General features: G+C 71.6%; 18 protein-coding genes. 2 read left to right on the plus strand and 16 right to left on the minus strand.

The window, feature by feature from the left end; translation table 11 throughout:
- Positions 1-18 precede the first annotated feature (18 nt).
- From atzF to Aple_RS06760, 9 genes are all read right to left on the minus strand, one after another.
- Positions 19-1,815 carry an allophanate hydrolase gene (gene atzF / locus Aple_RS06720; RefSeq protein WP_155343594.1) on the minus strand — a complete coding sequence of 599 codons (1,797 nt, stop codon included), beginning with the start codon at positions 1,813-1,815 and terminating at the stop codon, positions 19-21.
- Positions 1,812-2,495, minus strand: a complete 684-nt coding sequence (gene biuH / locus Aple_RS06725) for a biuret amidohydrolase (RefSeq protein ID WP_155343595.1) — start codon at positions 2,493-2,495, stop codon at positions 1,812-1,814. Before biuH ends, atzF begins: the two co-directional genes overlap by 4 nt.
- Positions 2,492-3,040: an isochorismatase family protein gene (locus tag Aple_RS06730; protein WP_155343596.1), complete on the minus strand. Its 549-nt coding sequence runs from the start codon at positions 3,038-3,040 to the stop codon at positions 2,492-2,494. The genes biuH and Aple_RS06730 overlap by 4 nt, the downstream gene beginning before the upstream one ends.
- Complete coding sequence (locus Aple_RS06735; protein WP_155343597.1) at positions 3,037-4,182, minus strand: BMP family ABC transporter substrate-binding protein; 1,146 nt, start codon at positions 4,180-4,182, stop codon at positions 3,037-3,039. The genes Aple_RS06730 and Aple_RS06735 overlap by 4 nt, the downstream gene beginning before the upstream one ends.
- A 12-nt stretch (positions 4,183-4,194) precedes the next feature.
- Positions 4,195-5,100, minus strand: coding sequence for an ABC transporter permease (locus Aple_RS06740; protein WP_155343598.1), 906 nt, complete (start codon positions 5,098-5,100; stop codon positions 4,195-4,197).
- Positions 5,097-6,149 carry an ABC transporter permease gene (locus tag Aple_RS06745; protein ID WP_155343599.1) on the minus strand — a complete coding sequence of 351 codons (1,053 nt, stop codon included), beginning with the start codon at positions 6,147-6,149 and terminating at the stop codon, positions 5,097-5,099. Before Aple_RS06745 ends, Aple_RS06740 begins: the two co-directional genes overlap by 4 nt.
- Entirely contained in the window at positions 6,149-7,663 is a 1,515-nt protein-coding gene (locus Aple_RS06750) for an ABC transporter ATP-binding protein (protein WP_155343600.1), read from the minus strand. The genes Aple_RS06745 and Aple_RS06750 overlap by 1 nt, the downstream gene beginning before the upstream one ends.
- The gene (locus Aple_RS06755; RefSeq protein WP_246264185.1) at positions 7,626-8,378 is read right to left on the minus strand and encodes a GntR family transcriptional regulator; all 753 of its coding nucleotides are present in this window, start codon (positions 8,376-8,378) and stop codon (positions 7,626-7,628) included. Before Aple_RS06755 ends, Aple_RS06750 begins: the two co-directional genes overlap by 38 nt.
- Before the next feature lie 145 nt (positions 8,379-8,523).
- Positions 8,524-11,763: an amidase family protein gene (locus Aple_RS06760; protein WP_155343601.1), complete on the minus strand. Its 3,240-nt coding sequence runs from the start codon at positions 11,761-11,763 to the stop codon at positions 8,524-8,526.
- Positions 11,764-12,047: 284 nt separating this feature from the next.
- On the opposite strand from Aple_RS06760, the gene Aple_RS06765 reads away from it, so the two are divergent.
- On the plus strand, positions 12,048-13,133 hold the full coding sequence (locus Aple_RS06765) for a Gfo/Idh/MocA family protein (RefSeq protein ID WP_155343602.1): 1,086 nt from the start codon (positions 12,048-12,050) through the stop codon (positions 13,131-13,133).
- 161 nt (positions 13,134-13,294) lie between these two features.
- On the opposite strand, the gene Aple_RS06770 is transcribed toward Aple_RS06765, so the two are convergent.
- Positions 13,295-13,978 (minus strand): SDR family oxidoreductase, encoded by a 684-nt coding sequence (locus tag Aple_RS06770; protein WP_246264187.1) that lies wholly within the window; start codon positions 13,976-13,978, stop codon positions 13,295-13,297.
- A gap of 85 nt (positions 13,979-14,063) precedes the next feature.
- On the opposite strand from Aple_RS06770, the gene Aple_RS06775 reads away from it, so the two are divergent.
- Positions 14,064-14,531 carry a winged helix-turn-helix transcriptional regulator gene (locus Aple_RS06775; RefSeq protein WP_155343694.1) on the plus strand — a complete coding sequence of 156 codons (468 nt, stop codon included), beginning with the start codon at positions 14,064-14,066 and terminating at the stop codon, positions 14,529-14,531.
- Here the strand turns inward: Aple_RS06775 and Aple_RS06780 are convergent.
- From Aple_RS06780 to Aple_RS06805, 6 genes are read right to left on the minus strand one after another with little or no spacing between them, the layout of a single operon-like run.
- Entirely contained in the window at positions 14,502-15,557 is a 1,056-nt protein-coding gene (locus tag Aple_RS06780) for an MSMEG_0565 family glycosyltransferase (RefSeq protein WP_155343603.1), read from the minus strand. The genes Aple_RS06775 and Aple_RS06780 overlap by 30 nt on opposite strands.
- Positions 15,554-16,390 (minus strand): carbon-nitrogen hydrolase family protein, encoded by an 837-nt coding sequence (locus Aple_RS06785; RefSeq protein ID WP_155343604.1) that lies wholly within the window; start codon positions 16,388-16,390, stop codon positions 15,554-15,556. The genes Aple_RS06780 and Aple_RS06785 overlap by 4 nt, the downstream gene beginning before the upstream one ends.
- Positions 16,391-16,393: 3 nt before the next feature.
- Entirely contained in the window at positions 16,394-17,224 is an 831-nt protein-coding gene (locus Aple_RS06790) for a carbon-nitrogen hydrolase family protein (RefSeq protein ID WP_218038150.1), read from the minus strand.
- The gene (locus Aple_RS06795) at positions 17,221-18,669 is read right to left on the minus strand and encodes an MSMEG_0567/sll0787 family protein (protein WP_155343696.1); all 1,449 of its coding nucleotides are present in this window, start codon (positions 18,667-18,669) and stop codon (positions 17,221-17,223) included. The genes Aple_RS06790 and Aple_RS06795 overlap by 4 nt, the downstream gene beginning before the upstream one ends.
- 2 nt (positions 18,670-18,671) lie before the next feature.
- The gene (locus Aple_RS06800) at positions 18,672-19,718 is read right to left on the minus strand and encodes an MSMEG_0568 family radical SAM protein (protein ID WP_218038152.1); all 1,047 of its coding nucleotides are present in this window, start codon (positions 19,716-19,718) and stop codon (positions 18,672-18,674) included.
- Between the two features lie 8 nt (positions 19,719-19,726).
- Positions 19,727-20,239 (minus strand): MSMEG_0572/Sll0783 family nitrogen starvation response protein, encoded by a 513-nt coding sequence (locus Aple_RS06805; protein ID WP_155343606.1) that lies wholly within the window; start codon positions 20,237-20,239, stop codon positions 19,727-19,729.
- Positions 20,240-20,249 lie beyond the last annotated feature (10 nt).

Genomic DNA, 20,249 nt, shown 5'->3' on the forward strand with positions numbered 1-20,249 from the left:
CACCGCGCGTCACCCGCGTCACGCGCTTCCCCGGCTGTCCAGGTACGCGGGCCAGCTGCCGAACTCGGTGATGTCCTTGGCGTCGGCGGCGGCGTAGGACTCGCAGAGGAAGCCGTACACCTGGCTGCCGTCGAGGAGTTCGATCGTGCCGAGGCCGAGGGGGGCCGGGATCTGGACGAGGAGGCGGCCGAGGGCTTCGGGGGTGAGGTGGTGGAGTTCCACTTCGATGGATTCGCCGCCGAGCATGCGCGTCATGCCGGGGCGGTCGCCGAGGTCGAAGAGCCGGTAGAGGGGAGCGGTGCCGGCCAGGCCCTGCCGGCGTGCGCCCAGGGCGGCGAGCTGGGGGTGTAGCGGCTGCCCGGTCCGGTGGGCCCCGACGACCGCCAAGGTGGCTGCCTCCCGCATCCGCGGCGGCGTCGTGTCTTCCAGGGGGTCCCGGGTGGCGCCGGTCATCCCGCCGGTGGCGTGGTGGAAGGCGCGGGCCAGATCGGCGAGCAGGGCGTCGGAGCCGGAAGGGCCCAGCAGGGTGAGCCCGTGCGGCCTGCCGGTGGCGGTCATTCCGGCCGGTACGGCTATCGCCGCCAGATCCAGCAGATTGGCGAACGTGCTGTAGTGGCCGAGCGCCGAGTTGCGCCGGATCGGGTCGGCGGCCATCTCGGCGAGGGTGAACGTGGTCGGCACGGACGGAACCGCGAGCACGTCGATGTCCGCCCAGGTGGCGGCCGTCTCGGCGTGCAGCTCGGCGAGCCGCCGCAGGCCGCGGAAGACGTCGGCTCCGGTGATGTCCCAGCCTCGGGCCAGCACGTCACGGGTGACCGGATGAACGTCATCGGGATGCCCGGCCACGAAGTCCCCGATCCCGGCGAGCCGTTCCGCCAGCCAGGGTCCCTCGTAAAGCAGGCGTCCCGCCGCGAGGAACGGCGCGAAGTCGACGGCGACGATCTCGTGCCGGAGCGCGGCCAACGAGGCCACCGCTTCGCCGAATCCCGCCCGCGCCGCCTCGTCCCCGAAGAACTCGGGGAGTTCCGGCACGCCCACCCGCAGTCCCCCGTTCCCCTCCACGGGGGCGTTCCGCCGGGCCTGTCCCGCCGCCGGCGATCCCCCGGCGCCCTCTCGCCGAACGTGTTCCGCCGCCCCGGCCACGGCGAACCCGGAATCGGACATGATGCCGACGGCGGTGGCGGCATCAGGGGCGGACAGCGCGAAAACGCTGGCGCAGTCGAGGGAGGCGCAGGCGGGGACCAGGCCGGTGGTGGGCACCAGGCCGCGGGAGGGCTTCAGCCCGACGACGCCGGTGAGCGCGGCGGGCACCCGGCCGGAGCCGGCGGTGTCGGTGCCGATCGCGAAGCTGACCAGTCCCGCGCTGACCGCCACCGCCGAACCCGAGCTGGAGCCCCCGGAGATGAGCCCCGGCACGAGCGGCGACTCGCACGCGCCGTACGGGCTGCGCGTGCCCGACAGCCCGGTGGCGAACTGGTCCAGGTTGGTCTTGCCGATCAGCAGCGCGCCCGCCGCTAGCAGGCGTTCGACCAGCGGAGCCGTACGATCCGGGACGTAGGCGAAGGCGGGGCAGGCGGCGGTCGTGGGCATCCCGGCGACGTCGATGTTGTCCTTGACCGCGAACGGCACGCCGGAGAGGGGACCGGGGCGAATCTCGGCGAGCACGTCCTCGATCGGGCGCAGAGTGATCCACACGCCGTCGTCGCCGCGCGCGCGGATCCGCCGGTAGACCTCCCCGACCACGTCGGCGGGGGTGAACTCCCCCGCCGCGTAGCCGCGCGCGAGCGCCCCGAGCTGCAGGCTGCCGACCGTCATCCGAGCGTACGCAGGAGCGCGGAGGACGGGGCGATGGCGCCGAACACGCCGCCCTGCATGGTGACCATCTTCAGGGCGGCCTCGTAGTTGCCCTTGTCGGTGGCGCCGGTGCAGTCGGTCAGCAGCAGGCATTCGTAGCCCCGGTCGTTGGCCTCCCGCATGGTGGTGTGCACGCACACGTCGGTGGTGATCCCGGTCAGGATCAGGTGGGTGATCCCGCGCGTGCGCAGCAGCAGGTCCAGGTCGGTGGCGTAGAACGCGCCCTTGCCGGGTTTGTCGATGATCGGCTCGCCCTCGCGTGGCGCCACCTCGGGGACGATCTCCCAGCCGGGCTGGCCCCGGACCAGGATCCGCCCGCACGGGCCCGCGTCGCCGATGCCCGCGCCGATCCGCCGCGAGCGCCACAGCTTGTTGGGCGGGCAGTCGGACAGGTCGGGGCGGTGCCCCTCCCGGGTGTGGATCACCAGCAGCCCGTGTTCCCTGGCCGCCGCCAGCACGGCCGCCGTGGGCTCCAGGCCCGCCCGGGTGAGCGACAGGTCGTAACCCATCATGTCGACGTATCCACCGGGCCCGCAGAAGTCGACCTGCCAGTCGATGCAGATCACCGCCGTGGTGGCGGAGTCGAGCTGCCCGTCGAAGGGCCACGCGTACGGCTCAGCGTCTATAGCCTGATATTTCATGATCGCTCCATCAGAGTGGCGACGGCCGAGCGGGAGCCGACGGCGCCGAAGATGCCGCCGGACATCTCGATCGTGGACAGGGCGCCCTGGCGCAGGTCCGGGGCGGCGGAGCCGCATGCGTCCTCGACCAGCAGGCACTCGTAGCCGCGGTCGTTGGCGGCCCGCATGGTCGAGTGCACGCCGAGCTCCAGGCAGCAGCCCGCGAGCAGCAGCAGGTCACGCCCCGCCGCCCGGAGCACGGAGTCCAGGTCGCTGCCGTGGAAGCCGTCCCAGCCCGCCGCGTGCACAACCTGGTCGGGCCGGCGCGGCGGCGCCTCGGCGGGCGGGGCGGGCGGCCAGCCGGGCGGGCGGACCCGCACCGAGATGATCAGCCCGCCCGCCCCCCGCACCTGGCCGGCCAGGACCTCGACCGGGTGACCGGGGTCGACCACCTGACCCCGGTCGGCCGGATGCGGGCAGGCCACCGCCAGCAGCGCCAGCCGTACCGGATCGAAACGGCCGTGCCAGGGCCAGGGGTAGGGAGTCGTACCAGGGACGGTCGTCATGACTTCGGCAGCGAGCCGACCACGCCGGCCACGAAGTAGTCGATCTTCTCGATGGTGGTGTAGTCGGGCACCGTGCCCTCGGGGATGCGTACCTTGCCCTCCTGGTCCTTGATCGGACCGGCGAACGGGGAGCTCGTCTTCAGCAGCTCGCGGGCCTTGTCGATCTCGGCCTTGGTGGCGTCGTCCACGAGCGGGCCGTACGGCGACTGGACGAAGGGGTTCTCGCCGGTGCGGTAACCGACCCGGAAGTTGTCGTTGTACTTCGACCCGGTGAAGCCCCCGCCGAGGGCGGTCTTCACGATGTCGGTGTAGAGCGGGCCCCAGTTCCACTGCGAGCCGGTCAGCCAGCCCTTGGGCGCGATCGCGGAGGCGTCGGCGTGGTAGCCGACCGTGAACTTGCCGGCCGCCTCGGTGGCCTTGATCACGGTGGCGGTGCAGTCCTGGTGCTGGGTGATGACGTCGACGCCCTGCTTGAGGAGGTTCGCGGCGGCTTCGGCCTGCTTGCCCGGGTCACACCAGGACGAGGTGCTGACGGTGAACGTCTGCGCGTCCGGGTTGACCGACTGGGCGCCGAGTTCGAAGGCGTTGATGTTGTCGATGGTCTGGGTGATCGGGAAGGCGTAGACGTACCCGAGCTTGCCGGTCTTGGTGGCCTTCCCGGCGGCGATCCCGGCCAGGTACACCGGCTCGTACACGGTGCCGAAGAAGGTGCCCGCGTTCGGCGGGACCGCCGCGGTGATGAGGTTGCCCTGCTGCACGACGGCGACGTCGGGGTGCTCGGCGGCGACCTTCATCGCGGCGTCCAGGTGCCCGTACGAGGTGGCGAAGATGATTTTGGCGCCCTTGGCGATCATCGAGTTCATCACCCGGGCGGCGTTGTCGTCCTCGGGCACGTTCTCCGCGGTGATCACCTCCAGGTTGGGGAACGCCTTGGCCACCTCCTGGCTGCCCTGGTAGGCGGCCTGGTTGTAGCCGAAGTCGTCCTTGGGCCCGACGAAGATGAACCCGACGGCGGCCGAGTCCTTGCCCGGCGGGGTGCTCCCGGTCGTCGACGTGGTGACGGTGCCGGTGGTGTTCGCGGAGCAGGCGATGAGCGGGAGGGTGAGCAGGACGGCCAGCGTGGTGAGTTTGCGCATCAGCATGAGGTTTGTCTCCTAGGTGAACACGCGGCGCAGTTCCTCGGGCGCGGCACGCAGGGTGCGGCGGCCGAGGATCGCCAGGATCGCGAGGGTGATCAGGAAGGGCAGCGCGTCGAGGGCGAACTGGTTGAGCGACTCGCCCCGGGCCTGCAGCGCCGGGGCGAGCGCGAGAGCCGCGCCGAACAGGTACGACCCCGCCATCACCCACAGGGGACGCCAGGCGGCGAAGATGACCAGGGCGACGGCGATGAAGCCCCGCCCGGCGGTCATGCCCTCGAACCAGGCGTGCGCGTACGCGGTGGCGAGCTGGGCTCCCCCGATCCCGGCCAGCGCGCCGCCCGCCACGACGGCGGCGCCCCGGATGAGTCCCGGCCGGTAACCATGGACGTGCAGGACATCCGCGCGCTCCCCCGCCGTGCGCAGCAGCAGCCCGCCCCGGGTCGACCGCAGCCACCACCACAGCAGCGGGGCCGCGGCGAACGACAGGTAGGTGACCGGGTCGTGCTGGAAGAGGATCTCGCCGAGCACCGGCAGGTCGGCCAGGAGCGGCACCGGCACCGGGTCGAATCCGGGCGCGGCCCGGCCCACGTAGGCCGCGCCGAACAGCGAGGTCAGGCCCAGGCCGAGGAACATGACGGTCAGGCCGGTGGCGAACTGGTCGGATCGCCGCCAGACGACCATCACCGCGTGCACCAGGGCGAGCAGCCCGCCCGCGAGCGCCCCGGCGACCAGGCCTGCCCAGGGGCTGCCGGTCTCGGCCGCCAGCGCGTATCCGCCGAGGGCGCCCACCAGCATGGAGCCTTCGGTGCCCAGGTTGACCACGCCGGCGCGCTCGGCGATCGTCTCCCCCAGCGCGGCGAACATGATCGCCGTGCCGCCCCGGACGGCGCCGGTGAGAACATCCACGACCAGGTCACTCATGACGGGCTCCTCTTGGCGGTCCAGCCGAGCACGGCGAGCAGGATCAGGGCCATCAGCACGTTGACGGTGGCGGCGGGCAGGCCGCTGTCGAGCTGGAGGCTGTCGCCGCCGACGGTGATCGCGGCGAGCATGAACGCGGCGGCCACGGCGGGCAGCGGGTTGTGCCGGGCGAGCCAGGCGGCCAGGAAGGCGATGTAGCCGATGTTGGTGGTCAGTCCCGGCCGGAGCTTGAACTCGATGCCGGCCAGGTGGATCACGCCCGCCAGACCGGCCAGCGCCCCGCCCAGCAGCATCGCGGTCAGCAGCAGCCGGGCCACCGGCAGCCCCGCCCGGCGGGCGGCCTCCGGGTTGCCGCCGGTGACCGCGAGCCGGAAGCCGAACGCGGTGTGCCGCAGGGTGAGCCAGACCGCGGCGGCGGCCAGCAACGCGAGGATGATCCCGGCGTGCACGGCCGTGCCGCCCAGCAGCGGCAGCCGCTGCTCGATCGCGAGCGGCGGGGTCGCGGGCTGGCCCGAGCCGTTGGCGTCCTTCCACGGCTCGTAGATGAGGTAGAGCATCACGTCGAGGGCGACGTAGTTGAGCAGCAGGGTGGTGACGGCCTCGTTGACGCCCACGGTCACCCGCAGCGCGACCGCGAGCCCGGCCCACAGCGCCCCGCCCAGCGCGCCCGCGACCAGCATGAGCGGCAGCGCCGCCGGCCCTGAGACGACCAGCCCGACGCCGGCCCCGGCCACGGCGCCGATGATCACCTGCCCCTCGCCGCCGACGTTGGCCAGGCCCGCCCGGGCGGGCAGGACCACGGCCATCGCGGCCAGGACGAACGGCGCGGCCTTGATCACGATCTGTTCGAGGCTCGCCCCGGTGGTCATCGAGACCACCATGTCGCCGAGCGTGGCGAGCGGGTCGGCGCCCTTGGCCAGGAGCAGGACGCTGAAGATCGCGATCGCCCCGGCCAGCGCCCCGGCCCAGCGGCCGGCCGCCGCCGCGAAACCCGATCCGGGCGAGACGAGGGGCGAAGTGACCGGGGTCGGCGTGAGCTGCGTGGTCATCAGGCACCTCCGAGCATCAGGCGGCCGATCTCCTGGCGGTCGGCGCCGCGGGCCGGCACGATCCCGGCCAGGTGGCCGTCGTGCATCACCGCGATCCGGTCGCTGATCGCGATGAGCTCGTCCAGGTCCTCGGAGACGACGAGCACGGCGGCGCCCGCGTTGCGGCGTTCCAGGAGGAGCTCCTGGGTGCGCCGGGTGGTGGCGATGTCGAGGCCGCGGCTCGGATAGGCCGCGACCACCAGCACGCTGTCGCCCCGGCCGAGCGCCCGGGTGAGCATGACGCGCTGCACGTTGCCGCCCGACAGCTCGGCGACCCGGCGGTGCCCGGCGGCCATCTGCAGGCCGACCCGGGAGTCCAGCTCGGCGGTGGTCTTCCGCACCGCGGCCCAGTCCACGTTCGCGCGGCGGCGCGGCACCGCCGGCAGGCCGAGCGCCACGTGCTCGACGATCGTCAGGCCGGGCACGACCGCGTCGGCCAGCGGATCCTCGGGCACGTCGCAGACCCCGCGGCCCAGCGCCTGCCGCGGGCCCGTCACCTCGGCCCCGGCCACGGTGACCGAGCCGGCGGAGGCCGGGCGCAGCCCGCACGCCACCTCGCACAGCTCTCGCTGCCCGCTCCCGGCCACCCCCGCGACCCCGACGAGCTCGCCGGGCCGCACCTCCAGGCTCACGTCCTTGAGCCGCCGCACGCCGCTCGCGCCGAAGGCGCTCACGCCGCGCATGGCCAGCACGGGCTCGGCCTCGTATGGCGGCTCGGGCCGATCGGCGGGCAGGCTGGGTACGGCCCTGCCGACCATGGCCTCCACCAGCTCCGGGTCGGTGTAGTCGCCGGGATCGACGCCGCCGAGGATGACCCGGCCGCCGCGCAGCACGGTCACCCGGTCGGCGATCGCGCGCACCTCGTTGAGCTTGTGCGTGACGATCACCACGCCGTACCCGGCGGCCCGCAGCCGCTCGACCACGTCGAACAGCGCGGTGACCTCCTGGGGCGCCAGCACGCTGGTCGGCTCGTCCAGGATGACGATGCGCGAGCCGGTCATCAGCACCTTGAGGATCTCGGCGCGCTGCCGCTCCCCGATCGACAGGTGCGCCACCCGGGCCTGCGGGTCGACGGCGAGGCCGTGCTCGGCCGCCGCCTCGGCGATCATGCGGGCCTTCACGCCGCGCACGGCCAGGGCGACGTTCTCGGTCACGGTCAGCGCCGGGACCAGCCGCAGGTCCTGGAAGACCATGCCGATCCCGAGGGAGCGGGCCTGCGCCGGGGAGCCGACGGTGACCGGCGACCCCTCGACGGAGATGTCGCCGGCGTCGGGGCGGTGCACGCCGTACACGAGTTTGAGCAGGGTGCTCTTGCCCGCGCCGTTCTCGCCGACGAGGGCGTGCACCTCGCCGGGCCGTACGTCGAAGTCGACCCCGTCGTTCGCGAGCACCTCGCCGAACCGGCGGGTCAGGCCTCGGACGGCGAGGAGTGGTATGTCAGTCTTGGCCCCGGTTCGCGGGTCGGTCAAAGTCATGGCGCCTGCCTCGGTTGAGGGCCATCTGGGTGATCGCGCGAGCGGCGCGCCGCTCCACGACGTCCATCGACTCCCCCACGTGGCGGCGCATCGCGGTCAGCGCCTCGGCGTGCCGGCCGGCCAGGACCTCCTCGGCGATCTCCAGGTGCTGGATGATCGTGAGGGTGATGCGGTCCTCGGTGAGGAAGTCGTACATGCGCACCGCCCGGATCCGCGCGTTGACCGCGGCCAGGGTGCTCGTGAGCGCCGCGTTCCCCGACGCGCGGCTCATCGTGACGTGGAAGTCCTCGTCCATCAGGACGAACTGGGGATCGGGCTCCGGCTGGTCGTCCCGCAGCGCGCGCCACTGGTCGCGCAGCGGTTCCAGGATCGCCGGGTCGTGGGCACGCACGTCCGGGTCGAGGGCGCGGCTGATGCCGCGCAGTTCGAGAGTGATCCGCAGTTCGTAGAGATCTCTGAGGTCGGTCAGGTCTGGCTGGGCGACGTAGTAACCGCCGTCTTCGCCGCGTTCCACCAGGCCGTCGGCGAGGAGCCGGACGAGCGCCTCCCGCACGGGTGTGCGGGAGACCCCGAGCTCGGCCGCCACTCGCTCCTCGACCAGCCGGGCCCTGATCGCGAAATGCCCGATCATCAGCCTGCGGCGCAGCTCGCCGTAGACCTGGTCCCGCCGCAGCTTGATGGCTGGATCCCGTTCTGTATACAGACCTGTATCCACGAACTGGACGCTAAAGATGCGCTATTTCCTGACAAGTCGGCTTGCGTTAATTCGGCGTAGCCAAGCCCTCACGATCCCTCACGGGGCATGGCACAAAAAAGGGGCCCGCGCCGGTCGACGGCGCGGGCCCCGGAGGGGTTGAGGGTTATTCGAGGAGGCGGTCGCCGGGGTGGCAGAACTCCCCGGTGAAGAACGTGCTGCCGGGCACGCACCGCCACATGCTCGGGTTGGTGTAGCTGGGCGCCAGGCGGACGTTGGTCGCCTGCTCGAGGGCGTAGCCGCCGGCGAGCAGCGTCGCCTCGCTGAAGGCCGTGCCGACGAGGGTGACCCCGATCGGGTTGCGGCCCGCCGAGCTGGTCTGCACGCCGTATCCGGCGGGCAGCGTCAGCACCGGGTAGCCCGCGCGGTCGGCGTTGCCGACGAGCCCGTTGCCGCTCGGCACCAGGATGGCGTCGAAATCGTCGGACTTGTCGTCAGGCGTTCCGTTGGCGAGGATGCCGTCGATCAGCGCCTTGTTGGACGCCTTGCCGGATTCCAGGTCGGCCGTGTACGCCGCGCTGGTCGCGGGGTCGGACAGATCGACCGCCTGGGCGGCGAGCAGCAGCCCCTGCTGGTACTTCAGTCCCTCCACGGGGTTGGCGTCGTTGTAGTCGATGATCGCCTGCAGCGACTTGTTCTTGTAGGCGGACAGGTAGCCGTTCAGATCGCGCTTGAACTCCCTGGCCACGACGCTCGCCGGGTCGGGGTTCGGCGCGCCGATCGCCACCTGGGTGGTCGTGGCCCCGAGCGCCTGCAGCTTGCTCACCATCGTGGCGTACGGCTCGGCCGTGCTCGACACGACGGCGATCTTCTTGCCCTGCAGGGCGGTCGTGGTCAGGCCCGCGGTGTAGTCCTTGACGGGCGCGCCCGCCGTGGCCGGGTCGGCCGCGTCTGGCCCGGCCAGGACCGTGAGCGCGCTCGCCGCGTCGTACACCGTGCGGGCGATCGGCCCCGGCGCGTCCTGCGACCGGGCGACCGGCAGCACGCCGGCGCGGCTGACCAGACCGACCGTCGGCTTCAGGCCGACGACGCCCGCCGCGTCGGCGGGAGCCACCAGCTGGGCCGAGTCGGGCGAGGTCTCCATGCCGACGGTGAACGCCGCCAGCCCGGAGGCCGTCGCCGCCGCCGAACCGGCGGAAGAACCGGCCGGGGTCTTGTCGGTGTCGGACGGCAGGAGCACCTGACCGGCCAGCGAGGAGTACCCCTTCGGCAGGTTCGCGTCGAACACGCCGTTCAGCTCGGTGATGTTCGTCGTGCCGAGGATGATCGCGCCGGCGGCCTTGAGCTTGGCCGCCACCGTCGAGTCGTCCTTCGGCTCGAGGTCCTGCAGCGCGATCGAGCCGCCGGTGGTCGCCAGGTCGTCCACGTCGAACCCGTCGTTGAGCAGCACGGGGATGCCGTACAGCGGCGGGCGCACCGGCCGCTTGTCCGTCGGGTTGGCGTTGTCCTTCTTGTACTTGTCCTTCTCCCAGTCGAGCTTGCGGGCCTCCTTGACGGCGTCCTCGTTGATCGAGCGGACCGCCTGGGTGGCCGGGCCCTCGGCGTTGGTCAGCGCGATCCGGTAGAGGTAGGACCTGACCAGGGCCTCCGAGCTCAGCTTGTTGGACAGCAGCCGGGCCTTGAGGCTCTGCACCGACTCCGTCTCCAGCGAGAACGGCAGCTCCCTGGGCTCGTAGCCGAGCAGGTCCATGATCGTGTCGTAGTCGGGGTTGCAGTGCTCGCGCTCGCTGTAGGGCGGCGCGGGCACCGTCCTGGCGCAGCGGTACATGCTCGGGTTCACCGAGCTGGCCGGCTGGCGCAGGCGGGTGCCCTGCTCGATGACGTATCCGACGCCCAGCAGGTCGAACTCGCTGTAGGCGTTGCCGTGGACCTGGACGGCCACCGCGCGCCGGTGCGTGGCGGAGTACCCCATCGGGATCGTGATCGTGGGGTATCCGGCCTGCGGCCCGTTCGGCACGCTGCCGAGGATCGCGATCACCGGGTCGGCCGGCTGGGCCGGGTCGGAGTTGGGGTAGGTCACCATGTCGTTGATGGCCTTGTGCCAGGCGGCCTTGCGGATGGCGAGGTTCGTCCGGTACGCGGTCTCGTTGGCGCCGCCGGGGGTGACGTCGGAGAGCGAGGAGTTCAGGTGGTTGTTGTTGCCGTATTTCAGGGCCTGGTGGGCGTTGGCCTGATTGTCGGCGACTTCCTGGACCAGCGACTGGATCGGCGCCTGCGGGCCGAGCCGCTTGTAGTACTCGTCGATGCTCTTGTGCTGCTCGTACCCGCTGGGCAGGCTCGGCAGCGTGGGGATGGACACGGTCGGCCGCGGCACCATGATCGCGCCCGCGGCGGTCAGCGCGTCGTAGGCGATCTTGAGCGGGCTGCCGTCGGTGAGGGTGCCGTTGTAGCCGATCTTCTTGCCCTGGACGAAGTCGGCGTCCAGCGCCTTCATGTAGTCCGGCAGCTCCGCGGGGAGCGCCGGGATGATGCCGGCGGCGATGTAGTCGTCGCCGAACATCGCGCGGTATCCCGCGTCGGCGTCCGGGTCGGGACCGGCGATCGAGGCGAGCGTCATCGCCGCGTCCGACACGGAGCGGACCATCGGCCCCGCCGTGTCCTGCGAGGCGCTGATCGGCGCGATGCCGTACCCGGGGACGAGCCCGACGGTCGGCCGGAGCCCGACCAGGCTCTGCGCGTTCGACGGGCTGATGATCGAACCCGACGTCTCGGTGCCGATGCCCAGCGTGGACATCGCCGCCGCCATGGCCGTGCCGGTTCCGGACGACGAGCCGCTGGGGTTCTGGTCGGTGTCGAGGCCGTGCAGGACCTGCCCGGTGAGGTTGCCGAAACCTGACGGTTGGCTGCCGAAGCTGTTGGCGTATTCCGAGAGCCCGAGCTTGCCGAGGATCACGACGCCGCTGGCGCGGAGTTTCTTGGTGATGCCCGCGTCGGTCGCCGGGTAGGAGTCACGCAGTGAATAGTTGCCGGCGGAGGTGTACATGCCGGTGACGTCGATCAGGTCCTTGAGCAGGATCGGCAGCCCGTGCGCGGGGCCGAGAACCTGCCCCTTCGCGCGCAGCTTGTCGGCCGCCGCCGCGTCCTTGAGCGCGTCCTTGTTGAGCTGGGTCACGGCGTTCAGCCCGGGCCCGCGCTTGTTCAGCGCTTCGATCCGGTCGATGTAGGCCTGGGTGAGCTGGACGGAGGTGAGCTGGCCCTTGGCCATCATGTCCACGGCCTGGGCGCCGGTGAGCGTTTCCAGGTCGAGTACGGGCGGCTTGGGCTTGGCCATGGCGGCCGTCGGGGCGAGCGTCATCGTGAGGGAGAGGGAGAGTAAGGCAGTGAGGGTGAAGCGCAATCTGTGCACCACGTGCTCCTTGAGGAACCCGGTAATGCCGTGACCGTATAGACGGCTAGTTACAGCCAAATGTCCGGAATGTTCCCGGCCCGAAACCAAGGATCATGGGTCCGAATCTGGGCGTGGTGTACTGGTGGATCCCGCGATGGGCGATTCTGTACGCGCCTGCTCAGCAGAACTAATGTGATAGTTGAGGCGTTTGCTCCACACGATGACGGTTATGTCCGCTGGATGTCACAGAACTTCTGGCGGCGCTGGCTGAACTTACTCTCTTCCGCAGGAAGGAAAGCGTGATGGGTGCACAGTCCGCGGGCCGTTTCGGGTTGGTGGGCAGCGGGTGGCGTTCGGAGTTCTTCGTGCGCCTGGCCAGGCAGTTACCCGAACGGTTGTCGGTTTCGGGCGTGGTGACGCGATCGGCCGAACGGGGAGCCGAGGTCGAGTCCCGATGGGGAGTGCCGGCGTTCCGCTCCATCGGGGACATGCTCGCGGCCGAACGCCCCGAATTCGTCATCACGTCGGTGCCGTGGCCTGTCAACCCGGTGGTGATCAAGGAGCTCGTGGAATTCGGCGTCCCGGTGCTGGCCGAGACCCCGCCCGCCGCCGACCTGGACGGGCTGCGCAACCTGTGGAACGCCGTCGGTTCCAGCGGCCTGGTGCAGGTGGCCGAGCAGTACCTGCACATGCCCGGCCACGCGGCGCGGCTGGCCCTGGTCCGCGAGAGCGTCATCGGCGAGGTCACCTCGGTCCAGGTGTCCTCCACGCACCTCTACCACGCCGTCTCAATGATCAGGCACCTGCTCGGAGCAGGCTTCCAGGAGGCCACCGTCAGCGCCCGCTCCTTCACCGCTCCCCTGGCCGACCCGCTGTCCAAGGACGGCTGGACCGGCGGCTCCACCCCGAAACCGGCGTCCACCACGATCGCCACCCTGGAGTTCGCCAGCGGCATGGGCCTCTACGACTTCACCGACAACCAGTGGTGGAACCCGCTGCGCGCCCGCCGGATCGTCATCCGCGGATCCCTGGGCGAGGTGGTGGACGACCGCGTCGTCCGCCTGGCCGACCCGAAGACCCCCGTCGAATCCCGTCTCATCCGCCGCCAGACCGGAATCGACCTGAACCTCGAAGGCTTCGACCTGGACCACATCAGCTTCGACGGCCGCGTGCTCTACCGCAACGACTACCAGGGCGCCCACTTCTCCGAGGACGACCTGGCCGTCGTCAGCCTCCTGTGCCACATGACGTCCTGGTGCCGGAACGAAGCCGCCGAACCCTACCCTCTGGCCGACGGCTGCCAGGACCACCAGCTCAGCCTGGCCATCGGAGAATCCCTGCGCTCCGGAACCCCCGTCACCACCACCCGCGAAGCCTGGGCCCGGTAGACCTTATTGGCGCGCCAGGATTTCGCGTACTTGCCGCGGTAATAAACGTCGCTCTCGGTGACGATGAGCGCCAGTGCCTGCGGCTCGATCGCCAGGTCGCCGGTGGCTCTGTGGAGGTTCCGCAGCCCGACGATGATGTCGTTGCGGATGAGGGTGAGACTCTAGGCCAGGGGCTCTGACAGGGTCCGCTTGACGGTGCGGCTGAGGTCGTCGGCGAGGATTTCCGCTGTGCCGGAGGCGATTCCGTCCAGGGCGAGCGCGGCGACCACCGTGGGGTCCACCTTGTTCTCGGGTGCGACGGACGCGGCCATGTCGGTGTCCATGTAACCGACGTGCAGGCTCGCCACGTGGATGCCCTTTGGAGCGAGTTGCTGCCTGATCGCGTTGGTCATGGCCCACCCGGCGGCTTTGCCCGCCGCGTAGGCGCCTGTCTGCGGCAGGTGGGCCCAGGAGAGCACGGACAGCACGTTGAGGATCGCGCCGCCGCCGTTGGCCTCGATGATCGGCGCGAACGCCCGCGTCACGGTGAGCGGGCCGAAGTAGTGGCTCTCCATCTCCAGGCGGATCTTGTCGAAATCGCCGTCGATCAGCGAGGTGTGGGTGGAGATGCCCGCGTTGTTGATCAGCAGGGTGACGTCGGAGGCCTCCTGGGCCGCCTTCGCCACCGTTTCCGGCCTGGTGAAGTCCAGTTCGAGTGGCAACGCGCCGGGCACGTCGACGGTCTCGGGCCTGCGGGCGGCGGCGTAGACCTTCGCCCCGCGGTCGATCAGCTGGGTGACGAACCGGTGGCCGAGCCCGCGGTTGCCGCCGGTCACGATCGCCACAGAATTCTCGATCTTCATCATGCTCCTCCATCTGACTTGGAACATCCAAGTTAGCATCAAGCTTGGAATAGGCAAGCGAGGCGGTAGCCTGTGCGGTGTGAGGAGGATGACTCGCCGTGCCCTGCAGGACAGTCACTGCTCCATCCAGCGCAGCCTCGAGGTGATCGGGGATCCCTGGACGGTGCTGATCCTGCGTGAGGCGTTCCTGGGCACCACACGTTTCAGCGACTTCGTCGCCGCTATCGGCATCTCCACCGACTTGCTCACCGACCGCCTCGCGGTGCTGGTCGAGGCGGGTGTGATGGAGAAGCGGCCCTACTCCGAGCCGGGCAAACGCACCCGGTATGGCTACCTCCTCACGCCTACGGGCATGGAGTTGCGCGTCGTGCTCGGGGCGCTCCAGCAGTGGGGGGACGCGCATCGGCTGTCGGGCGGATCCCCGTCCATGGAACGCCGTAGCCGCACGACCGGGCAGCGTCTGGAGGTGGCGTTCGTGGACGAGTCAGGCCAGGCGGTGGCTCTGGGTGACGTCGAATTCGTGCCCTCAGCTGGTCAGCGAGGCGTACAGGTCTAGATGGGCCTGGGCGGCGGCCGTCCAGGTGTGGCGGAAGGCGAGCGCGCGGCCCGCCGCGCGCGTTGACGAGTCACCGGCGGCTTCGCGGATCGCGGTGGCGAATGCGGGGACGTCGGCGGCGTACCGGGCGGCGCCGGTGAAGACTTCGCGGAAGACGGGGAGGTCGCGGGTCACCAGGGGGACTCCGGCGGCCAGTGCCTCCATGGCGGCCAGGCCGAAGCCCTCCTTCGTGGAGGGGAAGGCGAACACGGCGGCTCCCGCGACCAGGGCGGGCAGGTCGTCGTGGGCCACCGGTCCGAGAACCTCGGGGCGCACGCCGAGTTCGGCCGCGCGGGCTTCCCAGGCCGCCCGGTAGTCGCGGTAGTCGAACAGGGTCTCGCCGCCCGCGATCACCAGCCGGTACTCGGCCGGGTCCAGCAGGGCGTAGGCCTCAAGCAGGTCGATCGAGCCTTTCCGCGGCTCGATCCCGCCCACGGTCAGGATGTACGGCCCGAGCCGGGCCCGCCACCGCTCCCCCGAAGCCGACGCGAACCGCGCCGCGTCGACGCCGTTGGGGATGACCGTGGCCTTGATGCCCCACCCGTCGGCGAGTTCGGCCGCGACCGCGCCGGAGACGCAGACGTGCGCCCACGGCCGCGTGATGGCCCGCTCATGGCAGGCGGCCAGCTCCGGGGTAGTGAAATGGTCGATGTGGTGAACAGTCCGGATACAGGGTCCGGCCGCGTTGGCGCTGATGCAGTCCTGCGCGTGCACGATGTCGTACAACGTGGGGTCGAAGGCGTCGCCCAGGAGGGCGATCGACCGCAGCACCCGCGATCCCAGGGTTTCGCCCGCCACGTCGGGGCACGGCACGATCCTGATCCGCACCCGGGGATCGACCGGCCGGAAGAAACCCAGGTCTCCTCCCCTGCCGAGCGACCACACGGTCACGTCCGCGCCCAGCCCGGCCAGCGCCTCGGCGAGCGCGAGCGTGTGCACGACCCCGCCGCGCGGCTTCGTCGAGTACGTGAGCAGCGCGATCCTCACCCGGAACCGGCCCGGTAGCTGCCCGGCCGGCGCTCGCCGATGTGGTTGAGCACCCGGCGGGCGTTGGCGATCTCCGCGGCCACGTCCAGTTCGGCGACCGCGAGGCCCGCCTTCGACCAGGTCCTGGCGAGGATGTCCCCGCCGGGCCCGACCACCTTGGCCTGGCCGAGGAAGCGCATCCCGCCCAGCGCGCCCGTCTGGTTGGAGGAGGCCACCACGACCTGGTTCTCGGCGGCGCGGGCGCAGTCGTACAGGTCGAAGAGGCGGGACTGGCGGTCCTGGGCCATCCGGGGGGCGCGGTTGGTGATGCTGGTGGGCCACGCGGACAGGCAGGCGATGATCTCGGCGCCGTCCAGGGCCAGGCTGCGGGCCGACTCGGGGAAGGTCTTGTCGTAGTCGATCAGCATGCCGATCCGCCCGGCGGGGGTGTCGAAGGCGTCGAACCGGTCGCCGGGGTCGTAGGCGGCGACCTCGCCCGCGGGCAGGTGCACCTTGCGGTGGCGGCCGAGCACGCCGTCGCCGGTCACGCAGACGGCGGCGTTGTAGCGGCGGTCGCCGCCGGCTTCGCAGTAGCCGACGCAGACCACCATTTCGCCCGCCAGTTCGGCGACCTGTTTGAGCAGCGGATCGTCCGGGTCGAGCGCGGGTGGCAGCGCGTCCGGGTCGGGGTGCCGCAGGTCGGCGAGGTAGCCGCCGAGCGCCGCGTCGGGCAGCACGAGCAGCCCCGCGCCCGCCTCCCGCGCGTCCGCCACCAGCTTGGCGATCCGGCGCAGGTCGAACTCCAGGTCGCGGCCGAAGTGCGCGGAGGCCGCGGCGATCCGTAGCGTTGCCACGAGTCAGGATCCTCCCACGGGAACCGCGTACGTCTCGGGGCGGCGGTCGCGCAGGTGGCCCATGGAGCGCCGGGCGGCGGCGAGCGCGGCCTGGACGTCGAGTTCCGCCACCGCCATGCCGCCGTCCACGGGGGTGCTCGCGAGGATCTCCCCGCCCGGACCGACGATCTTTGCCCGGCCGACGAAGCGCAGGTCGCCGAAGGAGCCCGACTGGTTGGCCGACAGCCAGACCACCTGGTTCTCCAGCGCCCGCGCCTGGTCGAACAGGTCGAACCGGTGCGTCCACCGGTCGTCGGCCAGGTCAGGGGCCGGGTTGGTACGGCTGGCCGGCCACGCCGACACGCACACCACGATCTCGGCGCCGTCCAGCGCGAGCGCCCTGGCCGACTCGGGAAACGCCTTGTCGTAGCAGATCAGCATGCCCAGCCGCCCGACCGGCGTGTCGAAGGCGGCGAACCCGTCGCCCGCCGCGTAGGAACTGTCCTCGCTGAGCGGCTGGTGCACCTTCCGGTGGTGCCCGAGCACGCCGTCGCCGGTCACGCACACCACGCTGTTGTAGCGCAGGCCCGCGTCCGACTCGCAGTACCCGGCGCAGACGACCATGTCCCCCGCCAGCCTCCGCAGCTTTTCCATCTCCGGACCGTCCGCCGCGAGCGCGGGCGGCCCTTCGGCGTCGCCGTCGAGGTTGGCCAGGTAGCCGCCGAGACAGGCCTCAGGCAGGGCGAGCACCCGCACCCCGTCGGCCCTGGCCCGGCCGGTCAGGTCGGCGATCCGGGCGAAACACTCCTCCATGTCCCGCCCGAACGGCGCCGCGACCGCGGCCATCCTGATCATGCCGGTCCCATTCCGGTGACGGGCCCGCTGAGCGCCTCGGTCAGCTCGCCGTCCGGCCAGCGTAGCCGTACGCCACGGCCGGTGGTCAGCTCGCCACACTCGGCACCGGTCGCGGGCCCTGCTGACAAACCGGGCGCGTCCGGGACATCGGCGGTGAGCATGGCGAACCCGGGGAAGCAGGTCAGCCAGTCGCCCATGGTGGCCCCCTGCGGCCGTGGCAAACGCGACATGTCCAGAACAGCGCCGCAGGAACTGGCCTCCGCCAGCATGCCGAGCGTCCCGGCGATTCCGGCCATGGACACGTCTTTGGCCGCCGCGGGCCTGGCCGTCCCGACAGCGCCGATCATGGTGCGAAGCTCCGCGGGGGTACGCATCGACGTGGAATCCCACTGCCGTCCCGTATAACCGGGCCGCCACCGCCCGCCCAGATCAGCGGTGAGCCGCACCCGCTGCCCCGGACGCCCGCCACCACCCGGGACCGGATGGGCGGTACGACCCAGCGCCGTCACCGACAGCGCCGCCGGAACGCCGAACTGGGTGTGCCCGCCCAGCACCGGCACCCCATACGCGTCAGACGCCCGATGCAGCCCCGCCAGCACGCGAGCCGCGAACGAGGCGTCCCGCGCGCCGAGCGCGTCCAGCAGCCCGACCGGAGCCGCGCCCATCGCGGCCAGGTCATTCACGTTGACCAGGACGGCACACCAGCCCGCCCAGTCAGGGTCGCGTTCCACCATCGACGGCAGGATCGCGTCGCAGGCCGCGACCAGATCGCCACCCGGCACGGGCGCGCCGTCGTCGCCCACGAAGCCGCGCCCGCCGAGGTCGAGCCCGCGCAGCAACGGACCCAGCGCGGCCTTCCCCGCGGCCGCCGCCGCGACCCGCCCGATCGGCCAGCGCATCAGCACATGCGGCACGCTCTGGACGGCCACCGGCCGGACCCGCCGCCAGCCGAGGCGGACGAACAGCGACTCGTGCCGGGCCTGCACATCGGCGTCGAACCGCACCACCCCCGCCTCCTCGGCGTGCGCGCAGGCCGCGCGGACCAGAGCCGGCCCGACGCCGGGCGCGCCGCGCTGCCCGGGCGCCACCACCAGCCGCCCGCCACGCCACCAGCCGGTGTCCGGCCCGTCGGCGGCGGGACCCAGCCGGACCCCGCCGATCACGGATCCGGCCGGGTCCCTGGCCACCAGCACCACGGTTCGCGGATCGTCGTCGTGGAAGTCCAGGTCGCTGTCGCCGAACAGGCCCTGGTCCTCCACGAACACCCGCCGCCGCAACATCCGGTAGGCGAACACGGCGCCCCGATCATCGGCCCGCCCGATCGTGAACGGCCGGGGCGGCCGGGGGCTCTCGCTGCCCAGCAGGGCGGGCACGTCCACCGGCCACGGCTCCGCATGCCATCCCTCGACCCCAAGCAGGGCGTCGCAGACCGACTCGGTGAGCATGGTCACCCGCCCGCCATCGCCAGCGCGCTGCACGCCCCGCAGGCCGCGCAGCCCGCCCGCTGATCGGCACCGGTCATCCCCGCCGCCTTGAGCCGGGCCGCCACCCGCTCGGTGACCTCCCTGACCAGCTCCTTGGACGGCGCCGCGACCCCGTCCCGGCGCGCCAGCGTGCCCGCCATCGGCCGCAGTGGCACCACGAACGGATACACGCCCCGCTCGATCAGACCGGCCGCGCCCGCGACCAGCTCGTCGGCGTCCTCCCCCAGCCCCACCAGCAGGTATGTCGAGACCCGGTTCCGCCCGAAGACCCGGACCGCCTCGTCCCACGCCGCCTCGTACGCCGCCAGCGGCACGCTCGCCTTGCCCGGCATCCACCTGCGCCGGACCTCGTCGTCGAGGGACTCCACGTGAATGCCGATCGCCGCGGCCCCCGCCTCGCGCAACCTGCCGATCCAGGCCAGATCCGCAGGCGGCTCGCACTGCACCTGGACGGGCAACCCGGGCACGGCCGCCAGCACCGCGCGCACGCTCCGGACGAGTACCCTGGCCCCCCGGTCGGGCCCGCTGGTGGTGCCCGTGGTCATCACCATCTGGCGCACGCCGTCCAGCCGGACGGCCGCCTCGGCGACCTCGGCCAGCTGCGCCGGGGTCTTGGCGGCGACCGTCGCCCCCGAGCGGAGCGACTCCTCGATCGCGCAGAAACGGCAGCGGTCGGCTTCGCCGTACCGGATGCAGGTCTGGACGACGGTGGTGGCCAGCACGTCGGAGCCGTGCAACTTCGCGATCTTCTCGTACGGCACGCCGTCGGCCGTGACCAGGTCGTAGAAGCGCGGGCGCCGTACCGGGCGGATGGCCAGGCCGGTGTCCGTGCCGCCCAGGTAGAGGCGGCCGTCGCGGACGACGTACGGACTGTCGGGGTTGAGGGGGATCGCGGCGTCGGCGCCGTCGACCACGAGGTGGCCGTCGTCGCTGGGCCCCGCTCCCCCCTTGCGGCGCACCGGTGCGTCGAGCCGTACGCCGCGGATGGCGACGTCGACCCGGGTTCCCATCCGGTCCATCAGAACATGTACGTCGAGTTGATGATCGCGCCCTTGCGGGCATAGTGGATGAGCGCGTCCTGCACGTCCAGCGGATGTGTCGGGATCACGCCCTCGATCAGGTCCTCCTCGCGGGCGCCGTGCAGGGACAGCCCGAAGCGGCAGCAGAAGACCTTGCCGCCCTCGGCGATGAACGTCTTGAGCGAGTTGTTGATGTTGTGCTCGCCGGGGAAGGCCGAGTTGCCGGTGGTCGGGAAGCCGCGGGTGGCCAGGCAGTTCAGCGAGCCGGGGCCGTAGAAGTAGATCGCCGACTCGAAGCCTTTGCGGAGGGCGCGGGTGGCCTGGAGGATCGCGACGAAGCTGACCGAGGACTCGTGGGCGATGCCGTGCACGAGGGTGAAGTAGGTCTCGCCGTCCTCGGCCTTATAATCGGGGAAGACTTTCGTGTCGCCGTAGAGGCTGGAGCCCTCGGGGAGCGAAGGGTGCGGGATCTCGGTGAGGCTCGCCTGCTCGAGTTCGGTGAGGTCGGCCATGGAAGTACTC

Origin of the sequence: Acrocarpospora pleiomorpha (genome assembly GCF_009687885.1) — a bacterium.
GTDB lineage: Bacteria > Actinomycetota > Actinomycetes > Streptosporangiales > Streptosporangiaceae > Acrocarpospora > Acrocarpospora pleiomorpha.